At 31.8% G+C, this 13,253-nt stretch carries 10 protein-coding genes and 1 pseudogene; 5 read left to right on the plus strand and 6 right to left on the minus strand.

Annotated elements, in window-relative coordinates:
* Positions 1–31 precede the first annotated feature (31 nt).
* Positions 32–793 carry a phycocyanobilin:ferredoxin oxidoreductase gene (locus tag Anndu_RS05665; protein WP_464103442.1) on the minus strand — a complete coding sequence of 254 codons (762 nt, stop codon included), beginning with the start codon at positions 791–793 and terminating at the stop codon, positions 32–34.
* 230 nt (positions 794–1,023) lie between these two features.
* Positions 1,024–1,881 (minus strand): NAD(P)-dependent oxidoreductase, encoded by an 858-nt coding sequence (locus tag Anndu_RS05670; protein ID WP_464103443.1) that lies wholly within the window; start codon positions 1,879–1,881, stop codon positions 1,024–1,026.
* A gap of 227 nt (positions 1,882–2,108) precedes the next feature.
* Between Anndu_RS05670 and Anndu_RS05675 the strand changes: the two genes are divergently transcribed.
* Positions 2,109–3,233, plus strand: coding sequence for a septal ring lytic transglycosylase RlpA family protein (locus Anndu_RS05675; RefSeq protein ID WP_464103444.1), 1,125 nt, complete (start codon positions 2,109–2,111; stop codon positions 3,231–3,233).
* A gap of 85 nt (positions 3,234–3,318) precedes the next feature.
* Positions 3,319–4,566 carry a rod shape-determining protein RodA gene (gene rodA / locus Anndu_RS05680; RefSeq protein WP_464103445.1) on the plus strand — a complete coding sequence of 416 codons (1,248 nt, stop codon included), beginning with the start codon at positions 3,319–3,321 and terminating at the stop codon, positions 4,564–4,566.
* A gap of 39 nt (positions 4,567–4,605) precedes the next feature.
* Here the strand turns inward: rodA and Anndu_RS05685 are convergent, their stop codons facing one another.
* Entirely contained in the window at positions 4,606–5,808 is a 1,203-nt protein-coding gene (locus Anndu_RS05685) for a homocysteine biosynthesis protein (RefSeq protein WP_464103446.1), read from the minus strand.
* A gap of 354 nt (positions 5,809–6,162) precedes the next feature.
* Between Anndu_RS05685 and Anndu_RS05690 the strand changes: the two genes are divergently transcribed.
* Entirely contained in the window at positions 6,163–6,309 is a 147-nt protein-coding gene (locus Anndu_RS05690) for a hypothetical protein (protein ID WP_464103447.1), read from the plus strand.
* Here the strand turns inward: Anndu_RS05690 and Anndu_RS05695 are convergent.
* Both Anndu_RS05695 and Anndu_RS05700 read right to left on the minus strand, forming a co-directional pair.
* On the minus strand, positions 6,304–7,653 hold the full coding sequence (locus Anndu_RS05695) for a CmpA/NrtA family ABC transporter substrate-binding protein (protein ID WP_464103448.1): 1,350 nt from the start codon (positions 7,651–7,653) through the stop codon (positions 6,304–6,306). The genes Anndu_RS05690 and Anndu_RS05695 overlap by 6 nt on opposite strands.
* A gap of 46 nt (positions 7,654–7,699) precedes the next feature.
* On the minus strand, positions 7,700–10,657 hold the full coding sequence (locus Anndu_RS05700) for a sensor domain-containing protein (protein WP_464103449.1): 2,958 nt from the start codon (positions 10,655–10,657) through the stop codon (positions 7,700–7,702).
* Between the two features lie 370 nt (positions 10,658–11,027).
* On the opposite strand from Anndu_RS05700, the gene Anndu_RS05705 reads away from it, so the two are divergent.
* Positions 11,028–11,381, plus strand: a complete 354-nt coding sequence (locus tag Anndu_RS05705) for a sll0565 family protein (RefSeq protein ID WP_464103450.1) — start codon at positions 11,028–11,030, stop codon at positions 11,379–11,381.
* 256 nt (positions 11,382–11,637) lie between these two features.
* Here the strand turns inward: Anndu_RS05705 and Anndu_RS05710 are convergent.
* Positions 11,638–11,913: pseudogene (locus Anndu_RS05710) on the minus strand (septal ring lytic transglycosylase RlpA family protein); the annotation flags it as partial.
* A 676-nt stretch (positions 11,914–12,589) separates the two neighbouring features.
* Between Anndu_RS05710 and Anndu_RS05715 the strand changes: the two are divergent.
* Complete coding sequence (locus Anndu_RS05715; RefSeq protein ID WP_464103451.1) at positions 12,590–13,153, plus strand: 5-formyltetrahydrofolate cyclo-ligase; 564 nt, start codon at positions 12,590–12,592, stop codon at positions 13,151–13,153.
* Positions 13,154–13,253 lie beyond the last annotated feature (100 nt).

Raw genomic sequence — 13,253 nt, forward strand, 5'->3', positions numbered from 1 at the left:
AATTTAATTTTATTGACCTTTGCTGTTGTTTTTATTGATTTTCTAATTCTGGGGGCAAATCGAATAAGACTTTATTCATATAAATTTCTGTCCATTGTGTGCCAAAAGCTTTTTCTAAAACACGGCGAGTTTTATCATTTTGTTGTTGTTGGGTACAATAATAGCGTTGTCCGGCTATATATTCTAATGTTTGATCTTCTGATAAGGCCGGGCTTTTGACTGCTTCTTGACAATGAACTTTTAAGATTGTTTCCACATATTTTAAAAATTGAGTTTCTTCGGTGTCATTGGCGGGGCGAATAAATAGACAAAAAGGGGAGAAAATATCAGCCCATTCGGGTAGCTCTCGAATTTGGGAAAATTCTGTTTTAGTTAGAGAAGCGAGGGCATTTTGATAATTGTGGGCTAAAATTTTTTGAGCATTAGTGGGGGAAAGATCAACGATCGCCGCGCTGACACCGGCCTTACCGGCCACAATATCACAGCCAAACATGGGTAAACCGTATTGAGGGTGAGGAAACATCACACAATGTAAAATATCTAAACTTTGCCCCACTTTTGCCAATTCTAGGTGCATTTTGCGGAAATTTTGACTTTGATAACAACGGTTTTCAATTTTCAATCTTTCTCCTTCTAACTTGCCTTCCACATATCCTAAACCTTCGGGTAGATGGTAGGGGGCTAAGTCTAAATATTCTTGCCAAGCTGAAATAATCAGATCGGCTAATTGGCGGATCATGGGGTGTAAATCTTGATAAACGGCGGAATTGTTGAGTTTTTCGATCGTTAACATTGGGGATGTTTAATATATTTTACATTGTCTGATCTTATAAGCAAAGCGATCGTTAATTTTAAATTGTTACAATTAATTACATTATCAATTGGGGGTTGACAATGGACAATTGTTGAATTGCTAACATAAATTGTTCAATAAATTGAACTGATCTATTTTTTAGAATTTTTTATTTAATAATCAAAAAAAATGATCTCCTACAATGCAACGGGTGAGCTTAAAACAGATAATTAATTCTTAATCGCTTTATAAATAGAGCAATAATCATCATCTTGTAAACCTAAGGCCATTGCCTTAATAATTAAACTTTTGATTCCTGTTAAACTATCAATATTTAACCCCAAAGATTGAGCTTGATTTAAGAAAAGTTCCGTATCTTTTAATAAATGTTTAGTTGGAAAATTAGGATTACTAAAATTACCTTCTAACATTCGATTTAATTTTTTATCAAAAGTAGGGGCATATAAAGCACTCTGTCTTAAAATATTCATAAATTGTTCAACTTTAACCCCTTCTTTTTCAATTAAAGCTAAACTTAAACCAAAGGCAGAAGTAAGGCCAGAAATTAATTGATTAAGAGCTAATTTTAAAGCAGAAGCTTGACCAACTTCACCTATTAATTCTGGTTCTTGAGAAAAACTTTTGAATAAGTTTAAATGTTTTTTAAACTGGATTTCTGTTGCTCCTACCATTAATAATAAAGTCCCATTTTTAGCTTCAGGAATACTTCCTAAAACTGGTGCTTCTAAATATTCTCCACCTTTTTTTATTACTTTTTGAGCAATATTTCTACTTTGATCTGGGGCAATTGTTCCCATTTGGATAACTGTTTTTTCTATTAAATTTTGCTCGTTTTTATCTAATGCTAAAACTTCATTAATGGCTGATTCATCAGTTAACATTAAAATTAAAATATTCCCTTGATTAATAACAATTTCAGGGGATGAAAATACCTCTATTCCCGCTTCTTTTAGAGGTAATAATTTTTCAAAAGTACGATTATAAGCAATCACAGAATAATTATTTGTCAAGAGTCTCAGGGCAAGGGGAGCGCCCATTAAGCCCGTACCTAAAATACCAATTTTCATAATTTAATTAATTATTTTAATTATTATTAACTATTGATCAATAATATCATAATAACTCACCTCTAAACAAATCAAGAGTAAGAAAAGAGCGATACTTATTAATTATTACTGATTATTTGAGTTATTTAATAAATTTATTGTTCATTGATCCCCGATGGGTATATAATGGGGATCAATTAGTTTAAGCTGTTTTTTAATGTTTCGAGCAAATCGTATAATTTAAAAATATGTCTTTTTTCAAAATAGCTTGGCTTTTTTCTTGGTTCAGTTTGATACTGGTGATCCCCCAAGATTTAGTCAAAGCGGCATCTTCAATTGATGATTTATTTCATCAACAAAAAAATAATCAACAAAACCCTTTTTGTCAATTAACTTCTCAATATCATAATTCTGGTTTAAAACCTATCTTTAGTCAGTCTTCGTCTAGGTCAAATGATCAAAAAAATGATGATTCAACCCTTGTTCAAAATTATTTTTACAGCCATAATTTTAATTGGTTATTAATTTTTCAAAATTTATTTAAGACTGAACTATATGCCGTTTCTATTGCTAAACAATCTCCACCTGAAGTTGATTTAATTGTGAGTTCGATTAAACCCTCTGCTATTTCCCAAAGAGATCACAATCAATTAACTGCAAAAATTGAACCTCTTGCCTACTTATCCTATCATCAAGGCGATCCAAAATTTGATCCCCCTAACATCAATTCCCCTCTACAAGATTATCAAATTTTGGTTAATAAAAAACAAATTCTGCAAATTGAACAGCCGGAAGTTGCTAAAGTTATTTCTCAACGCTTAGATTATTTTCTTTCCAAATCTGATCTTGATCCTAATAAAATTTATCCTATTTTAATTAATAATAAAGCAGGGGCTAAAATTGGAGATCGCATCTTATTTTTAATAGATGATAAAGTAGCCCATGATGATGTAATTAATAAACATTTATTGGCTTTACAATGGGTTAATAATTTGCGTTTAGCTTTAAATACTCAACCTTTAGATTTACTTTCGGCACAGTTAGAAATGTATAATTTAGAGGAAACTGATCAAGATTTTGAAGGTACTGCTTCATGGTATGGGCCTGATTTTCATGGGCGTTTAACTGCTAATGGGGAAATTTACAATCAATATGATTGGACGGCCGCCCATCCTTCTTTAAAATTAGGAACATATATTAAAATTACTAATTTAAACAATGAAAAATCCATGATTTTAAGAATTAACGATCGAGGCCCTTATATTCCCCCTCGCACTTTAGATTTATCTTTAGGGGTAGCATGGTGTATAGATTCGATCAAAGATGGTGTTATTCCCTATCAAGCCGTTGTGATGAAAACAATTGACAATTGACAATGGACAGTTGACAATTATAAATAACAAATATTAAATAATAAATAAAAAATAACAAATCACGAATCACGAATCACAAAATTAAATGTATTATCAAACTAGAAAAAAATACCAGTGGTTATCTTTTTTTGAAGGCTGGAAAAATCTTGATTGGACATTATTACTTTTAGTGATCGGTGTTACCATTTTTGCTGGAATTATGATTCACAGTACGGAATTAAATCTCGGTTTAAATGTGTGGCGACAACATTGGATCATCGGGGTGATCGGTTTAATCATTATCCTTTTTCTGTCTCGCATTCGATATGAAGGTTTGATCCAATGGCATTGGATTATTTATGGAATTACTAATTTTTCTTTAATAATTGTAATGTTAGCGGGAACTTCCGCTAAAGGGGCGCAGCGTTGGATTAATATTGGCGGTTTTACGTTTCAACCTTCAGAATTTGCTAAAATCGGCGTAATTATTACCCTAGCGGCCTTACTCCATAATCGCCCGGCCTCGAGTTTATCTTCTATTTTTAAAACTTTAGCAATTACGGCCGTACCTTGGGCTTTAATCTTTTTACAGCCCGATTTAGATACGGCTTTAGTTTTTGGGGTGATTAATCTGGCCATGTTATATTGGGGCGGGGCTAACCTTGGTTGGATTATTTTAATGATTTCCCCTATTTTTTCGGCGATTTTATTTAGTTTAGTCTTTCATGTTTGGATTCTTTGGGCCGTAGCCATGACGGTTATTGCGTGGTTTACCTTCCCTTGGCGTAAAATAGCGGCCGCTATTGCTTTATTAATTAATGTTTTATCTGGTGAATTAGCCCATTATCTGTGGAATCTTTTACATGATTATCAAAAACAACGGGTAACAATCTTTTTAGATCCCTATCAAGATCCTTTAGGGGGGGGTTATCATTTAATTCAATCTTTAATTGCGATCGGTGGTGGAGAAGTTTGGGGACAAGGTTTAAATAAGGGTATGCAAACTCAACTTAATTTTATCCCTGAACAACATACGGATTTTATCTTTTCTTCCGTTGGTGAAGAATGGGGTTTTGTGGGCAGTATCATTTTAATCTGTGTTTATTGGGTGATTTGTCTGCGTTTAATGATGATTGCTAATAATGCGAAAGAAAATTTTGGTTCATTATTAGCGGTGGGAGTTTTGGCGGGTTTTGCTTTTCAGGTTTTTATTAATATTGGTATGACCATCGGGATTGTACCCGTAACGGGGATTACTTTACCTTTATTAAGTTATGGTGGTTCTTCTTTATTGAGTCAATTTATTTTGTTTGCTTTAGTGGAAGCTGTGGCTAATTCCTCTTTAAAAAAATAGGAAATAATTGATAATTAATTTATAACAAATAACCAATAACTATAAATTAATTTGAGCGCCCCAACTATCTTGGGGCAAAAAAGAACGATCGTTGGGAATTTTGGCCACATATTCACTTAAAGTAAACTGTTTATTTTCAATCCATTGTTTTAATAATTCCGCCACTTCTAACGACCTTTTAAAACTAGCTAAAGGTGCAACTCTAACTGTTTTTCCCTCAAGGGTCATTTTACCTGTTTTTAATTGGGCATAGCTAACTAAACCAAAAGTCGGCCGAATACGTCTGGGAATGGAAAAATCCATCACTGGAGCGACAATATCTTTATCTTGAATTGAACATTTAATAATTACTTCTTGATTGATCACTGGTAAAGGTATTCCTACCCCTAACATTAAAGAGGATCCATAATTTTTAAAATAACAACCCCTCACCCAATAGGGATCCATTTTTTTCGCATCCCCAATTAAAGCTAAAGTGGCCGCAGGGCCGATGGGAGTGCGGTTAGGTAATCTTTTTTGTAAGGGAAAATGTTGTGTACCTTCAAACGCAATATAACCAATTGTACCCCCTAAAAATATTTTAGTTCCAATGCCAATTAAGTCAAGATCAGGGTCATTAAATAAAGGCGAAATTGCCCCCGTATTAGAATAAACTGCATTACCTAAACGGGGTTGTAAAGGGCCTAAATAGGTATATAAAAGGCGATCGCCACCATTAACACCTACGATAAAATTCTGATATAAATTACGGGGATTATAGAGATAACATTGATTAATTGTTTCTTTATTAATGGTGGTTTCAAATGATGAACGGGGGTAACAATCTGTTACTTGTCCTAACGCTTTTAATTGAAGATTTTTGCCCCTTATTAAATCCTCAATCACATGACCTCCCCCCCTTTCTAAATAACTAAAATTTTGACGATTTTCTATTTCTGGAACATCCCCACTATCTACCATCATTGTTGCTCCCAAATAGAGATCAACCGCCCCAAAACCAGCATAAGCCGGAACGCCATCTAACCAACATTGACGTATTTTGATCGGTGGATCTGTATGGCCTAAATTAATCATTAAACCGGAAGATTCCATCGGTTCAAATGTTCCGGTACAAATCACATCCACCTGTTTAAATGCTTCTTTAACGGTGATTTCTTTTAATTTTTCTTTCAACTGTGCCACAGTCCAAACTGTTATTTTACCTGTGTTAATTTTGTCATTAATTTCGGCAATAGTACGCATTTTTTTTATTAATAATAAAATTTAAAATCTAAAAATTATACACTATTTTAATTTGTTTATTTTACCCTGACTCCCTCAAGGCTTATCACAAAGGCAAGATGGGATTATTTAAAAGTAAATTATTTCAAATTATTTAAGATTAGGAAAGCAGAGATCAGGGGTAATAATTATGTAAACAAAAATTAAGAAAATTTTTGATCTGCGCAAAAAATGCACAAAGAAATAATATAAGTAAATATAGCAATAAAAATTTAAGACCCAACTATAATTTCTCCTTATGAATGATTTTAACTTGTAATTTTCTGTTAAATTTATTTTAGTTATTTATTTATTTTTTTGACTGAGGTAACGAAGATGAGTATTAAAGTTATGTGTCAAGTTAAACCCAGAAAAACCATTTTATCGGAACAATTAAATCTGCTTTTTAATGAATGTGAGGAATTAATGAATGTGATCACTCAATATTTACTTGAAAATAAAGAAAAGTTAAATAAATTATAATTCTCTGGGGAATTGTTTTAAATATTTAACTGGATCACTAGGATCAAATGTTCTTTGATCAACGAAAAATTCCGAAGGTTCAATTTTGATCCTTTCAGTGGGGATTTTTATTTTTAAAGCTTGGGCGACTTCTTCATATATTTTCCAAGCGTAAACTTTTTTTAATTTATAATCTGCATTTTTTGGATATTCTGAAAGGTTAATATTTTGCCAACGAATTAATTGAGTTAAAAACCAAATTCCATGAGATAACCAAGGAAAATTAGCGTGATCTTTGTCTTGAAAATAATCCGTATTTTGATGATGAAATACATAAAAATCCGTCATTAAATCTTGGCGAATTTGCTCATCAAAACCTCCATATAGATAGTTTTCTGATAATGATTTTTGAATTAAATTAACATCTAAGTTTAAATAATTTTGATTAGCTAAAATTTCTCCTAAATAAGTTTTTGTTTGGCTTTGATCACAGTATTGACAGGCTTCTAACACCGATGCAACTAAAGCCCTCGCCGTGGCTGGATATTGATCAAGCCAAGGGATCATCGTGGCTAAAACGCTTCCGGGGTGGCCTTTCCAAATATTTTTACTCACGGAGGCACAAAAAGCCTGTTGATTGGTGATTGTTTCTCGATCCCAAGGCGCTTCGCCACAATAACCATTAATTGATTTATTTATGAGGTTTTGCAGGATTTGTGAGTTGTTAATTTCTAGCCAGTTAATTTCCTGTTTGGTGCGGATGCCAATAGTTGAGAGCCAATAGCGGAATAAATAATAATTATTAGAATTGAGGCTATCTATGCCATAAGTTAAAGTTTGCTCTCTTTGACGCAGATCTTGACGAAAATCTTTAGCAAATTCTAAAAAGTTGAAATAGTCTCTCACGGGACGAATTGAGCGATCCCATGTTTGGCGATCGAGTACAATTGAACTGCCATGACGGTGTAAGACCATTAAAATACTCATGGGGGTATAATTTTGGGAAAATTGGGCGCTAATGGGTACAGCGTAAGGAGTTTGAGCCACATCTAAACGATATTTTTTTAAACCTGTTTCTATTTCTGACCAATTAATGATTTTTTTTAGGGTAACATTTAAGCCATATTTCTGAAAAAAACCTTTTTCTTTTGCTATAATCAGAGGCATTGCTCCCATTACAGGATAATATCCTATGATTAAATTAGTTTTTTCTAATTGACCAAAATTGACCGCCCCATCAGGAAAGGGATCTTTAGGGGGTGTATTTTCGGAGGAAGATCGGCTAAAGTTAAAGCCTTGACAGCCAGAAAAGAGTAAACTGGCAGTGCTTAAACTGGTATATTTTAAAAAGTGGCGACGTTGCATGAAGTTTTTAATTGTTATTAAAATTGATTTTTTTATTTATATTAAATTATAAATCAGAATTAAAAAATTTTTCAATTTCTGAAGGTGGTAATGGTGGGGAAAATAAATATCCTTGGCCGTATTCACAGTTAATTAATTTTAATTTTTCTAAGTGAAAATTAGTTTCGATTCCCTCAGCAATTACATCCATTTCTAAAGTATGGGCTAGATTAATAATTGCTTCAACAATTGCTAAATTTTGGCCGGTTTCACTAATACGATTAACAAAAGATTTATCAACTTTTAAAGTATCAATGGGAAAACGATGTAAATAACTTAAAGATGAATAACCTGTGCCAAAATCATCTAAACTAATGGCGATATTTCTTTGTTTAATTTCTTTTAAAATATGGTTAGCTTTACCTTGATTTTCGATTAAAATACTTTCCGTAATTTCTACTTTTAAATTATGGGAAGATAATTGAGTTTTTGTTAAAATTTGATCAATAGTTTCCACTAAATTTGTTTGTTGTAATTGTTTGCCGGAAAGATTAACACTAACTTTTAAATGTTCAGTTTTAGGAAATTGTAATTGCCATGATTTCATTTGTAAACAAGCTTCTAAAATAATCCATTCACCTAATGGCACAATTAAGCCATTTTCTTCGGCAATTTGGATAAATTCGTAGGGAGGAAGTAATCCCTTTTTCGGATGTTGCCAACGAATTAACGCCTCAAAACCTGCTAATTTTTGAGTGCTTAAATTAATAATTGGTTGATAGTATAAAACAAATTCTTTGCGTTCTAATCCTAATCTTAAATCAGTCTCTAATTCTAAAAAATGACTAATTTGAATGTGCATTAAAGGATCGAAAATTTCATAACGATCTTTACCCTTTTCTTTTGCTCCATACATGGCCAGATCCGCATCCCTTAATAAGTCTGACCATTGCTCATAACCCGTAGAACTAAAGGCAATGCCAATACTCGCACTGGTAGTTATTTTTTGTTGTTCTAAATAGAATGGTAAGCTTAATTCATAATTAATTCTTTCGGCAATTACGGTGGCTTCTGTGATATTATTAATCGGGTCTAATAGAATGGTAAATTCATCTCCTCCCAACCGTGCTAAGGTATCAGAAGAACGCACAGACTTTTCTAATCTTTGGCCAATTTCTATTAATAAATAATCGCCTATTTCATGGCCTAAACTATCATTAATAATTTTAAATCGATCAATATCAATAAATAAAACCGCAAATAAATAATCGGGATCTCTTTTGCTTAATTTAAGACATTGTTCCACCCTTTCTTTAAATAAATTACGGTTATAAAGTCCAGTTAAACTATCATGAAAAGCATCATAAAGTAACTGTTCTTCTGCTTGTTTTCTTTCCGTAATATCCATTGCAGTTGATATTACTAACTTTCTTTGATCAGGTAATTTTCCCAAAGGGGCTGAATAAAAATTCCAAATTCTAATTTCTCCCGTTTTAGTATAAATATTATATTCCCCATTATCAATTTTATCTGTTAAATCATACAGTTTATTAATAATAAATTTTACTTCTTCTTTATGTTCTTGATAGGCTTTTTCTACCCAATCATTAATCATCGGAATATCTTGTTGAGTATAACCTGTTATTTGCGTCCAAACTTCATTAATTTGGATAACTTCCCCATCTTCAGCATAAATAATAATCGGAAAAGGAGCATTAATAATTGCTTTTTGAAAACGATCTTTACTCTCAATTACTTCCTGTTCTAATCTTTTTCTTTCCGTAATATCTATGGCTAACCCCTCAATAATAATTTCATCATTATCTAATTTTTTACTAATAGATCGATCATAAAACCAATGCCAATTTCCTTGGGCATCTTTAATGCGATATTCTATTTCAAAATGACTATTTTCTTTAAATTTTTCTATCACTTGAAACACAATTGGTAAATCTTCAGGATGAATTGAATTTTGCCACAAAAAAGGATCTTCATATAATTTTTCAGGGGAATATCCTAAAATAAATGTCACAAATGGTGAATAATAAATTCCTCCCCTTTTGCTTGAAAAACTATAAATAATAGCGGGTAAACCTTCCACTAATTTTTGATATTGATCCTTGCTATTTCTGAGGGCTTTTTCCATTAGTTTTCTTTCTTCAATTTCTATTTCTAATTGTTGTGTTCTTTGGTCAACTCGATCTTCTAATTCATTGTTTAATTTGATTAATTCCGTTTCAATTTGTTTTAATAAAGTAATGTCTCTCCCTACAGCTTGAAACTCAATAATTTCCCCTTTTTCATTAAAAAAAGCCCTATTTGTCCATTGATGCCAACGGAGATGGCCAAGGGCATTAATTACACGATGTTCATGGGTAACAACAGGTTTTTTTTTATTAAGAATAGCTATATTTTGATGTATTATAATATGATCTTCTTGGGGTATTAATGGGAAGAAATTATAACCAATTAATTCTTGTTTAGTTTTATTAAAATAACGACAATAGGCTTCATTAACAAAAGTTAATTTGCCATCGGGTAAAAAGCGACAAATTAATTCAGTTTGATCTTCAACTATTGCATCATAGAGACTTTCACTTTTTTTTAATTTAGTCTGTAATGTTTTTAAAAAATTGATAGACTTAAGATGATTAAAATACGATCTAAACATAATAATTGTTAACAAAATTATGATTAATATTAAGTATATAATATATCTTTGTGTCCAATTATTTTTAATTTGATAATTTTCGTTTAAGCCCGATCGCTGAACAATTTTGTTCATTCTCTCCACTACAAAACCAATGGGGTTTTCCTGAAAATTGACGTGATCAATTGAAGGAAAAACACTATATTTTGCTGGAAAATACCGAGGAACATTGGTGGTAATTTCTCTTAAATTAGTTAGTTGATTGTCTTGATTATAATTATAATTATTATTATTATTTTTAATAATTAAAAAATCGAAACAAATAATAATTATAAAAAAAATAATCAGAGCAATTATTTTAAAAAATTTAAGCATAATGAACTTTTAATTATTCGGCCAACGGAAAAATTTGATAACTGAATTAATCAACTTCTTGCACAAGTCAATAAAAAGTGATAACAATTGATCAAAACTATTAAAGAATTGATTTAATTTTGTTTTTTTTTATACTTTTTTGGCAAGATGTCTAATTTTGCTCTTTACAATCAAATTATAATCAGATTTTTGGTCATTGAACACAAATTGATCAAAATAGGGGGTGATCGCACTGCGATCACCCCACAAGGTCAATTATTTTCAGTTTTACCATTGATCTGCCTTCGTCAAATGGTAAAATTTGATTATCAGTCGACAATTGACAATTGACAATTAACAATTATTTAATCTTATTTTTGAATTATTAACAATGTCTGAAACTGAATCTTTAATTAATTTTGTTGAATTTGAAGAAACTTTAGAAGAAACACAACAGTCTTTAAATGCCCTTAAAGAGCGGTATTTTCAAGTTAAAGAAGCTTTAGAAACAAAGGAAGAATTACAACAACTTCAAGTTAAATTAACACAGGAAAAAAATCCAAAAGAACATCCTTTAAAAACACAATTACATCAAATTCAACAACAAATAGATCAAATAGAATTAACTTTAGAAAGTCGTCTTTTTCAATGGAATCAACTAGCTGAACCTTTTTGGTTAATTGTTCGTTTTCTCGGTTTAGGAATTGTGATTGGTCTAATTTTGGCTCATTTTCTTAATAATTAACCATAGATAAAATCAAGGTTTTTAAATCAGTTAATATTTGAAAAGTGATCATTAAAAATTAAAAAATTTTCAAGATTAACAAAAAAAATATGATCCCATTGGCTAATTAACAAATGATCAAAGTTTAAAGAATTAGCTAACAGGATCATAATTTTTTTTACTAATATAAATAGTTCAATCAATTGAACTAAGAATTATTTTTTACCCCCGATTTTAAAAACCCCGTGAAGGGGCTGGGGGTAAGCTCAAGGCCAAATTATAAAATGTCTAAACGAACTTGTGCCACTCCGTGATTAAACATTCCGATTTCCCTTGCGGCCTGAGCCGATAAGTCAATCAGGCGGTTGTTGACGTAGGGGCCTCGATCATTAATGCGTACGATCACTGAAAGCCCGTTAGTCAAATTTGTCACCCGCACTCTGGTATTAAACGGTAAAGAAGGATGAGCCGCCGTCAAAGCATTAGGATCAAAAATCTCCCCATTTGCACAAAGACGCCCTTCAAAACCCGGCCCATACCAAGAAGCCATGCCCGTAACCGTATTGCTAGGATTAGAAATATTGGGGGAATTAGAGGAAAAACTGTTATTGCTGGTGACTCTGGCCTTTGTTTGAGGGATTAAATTATCTTTTAAGATGAAGGCCGATGTAGATTGAGCCAATAAATCAACTTGTGAAACTTGGGAAATCTGATTTTTATTAAAATCATTAGTCACAGATGCCCTTTCAGACGCATCAACTGGACAAGAATTGAATACGCTAAAAAGTGAGGCTGTTAAGCACAGTCCAAATGATTTTTTATTCATAATAGCAGATGTTAAGTAGATGTTTTTTGATGATTGGGGTATGCAAAAGACAAACCCGAAATATAGATAGATTGTTTAACAAAATTTGACATAATAATAATGTTAAATTTTGTAACAATCTTTGCACCCGTAGAAGGGATGAGTTAAGTTAACTCAACTTCTAGTTTTAACATAAATTAATCAAAAGTAAAGATTGATGATCTTAATTTGTTAACTTTTGTTAATTAATTAATTTAATACAAATTATTATCTTTTACATCCGTATTATTACCCAAATTTAAGCAAAACTTCTATACATTGATCAAAATTCACTTACTTAAAATTTTTGTGTTTTGCATCCGTATTTGCACGGAAATTTGATTAAATCTTTATTAACCACTTAGATACAGAGGAAGGAAAAGCCTTGAATAAACTAGAGTTAAGGAAAAAATACCTAAAGAAAAGAAAATCTCTAACTATTGATGTTTGGAGAGAAAAAAGCGATCTCCTGTGTCAACACTTGAGGTCGACAGAAATTTTCCACAACGCCAAAACTATTTTGGCCTATTTTTCCATTAATCAAGAGCCAGACCTCAATTCTTTATTTTTTCTTAATAAAAACTGGGGTTTTCCCTATTGTGTCGCCAATCAATTACAATGGCACTCATGGCAGTGGGGAGAAAGCTTAGAAGTTGGTCAATATGGCATTCAACAACCCTTAAAAACCGCCCCCCTAATTAAAGTTGAAGAAATTGACTTAATTTTAGTTCCGGCGATCGCTTGTGATTATTGTGGTTATCGTTTGGGTTATGGCGGGGGCTATTATGATCGTTTATTTTGTCAAGATCAATGGCGATCGATCCCGAAAATTGGAATTATATTTGATTATGCCTATTTACCTCAATTACCAAGGGATCCTTGGGATCAAAAATTACAGGGAGTTTCTACAGAATCAGGTTTTTTAAAAGTAATAAATAATCAAGAATAAGTAATAAGTAAAAAATACAAGGTAAAAAGTTGATAGTTAACCAATGGGTAAATTTTAAGTTTTTTTACTTTTTAGATAAAAAAGTATAAATCAATTATAA

Source organism: Annamia dubia NIES-4383 (genome assembly GCF_055394725.1).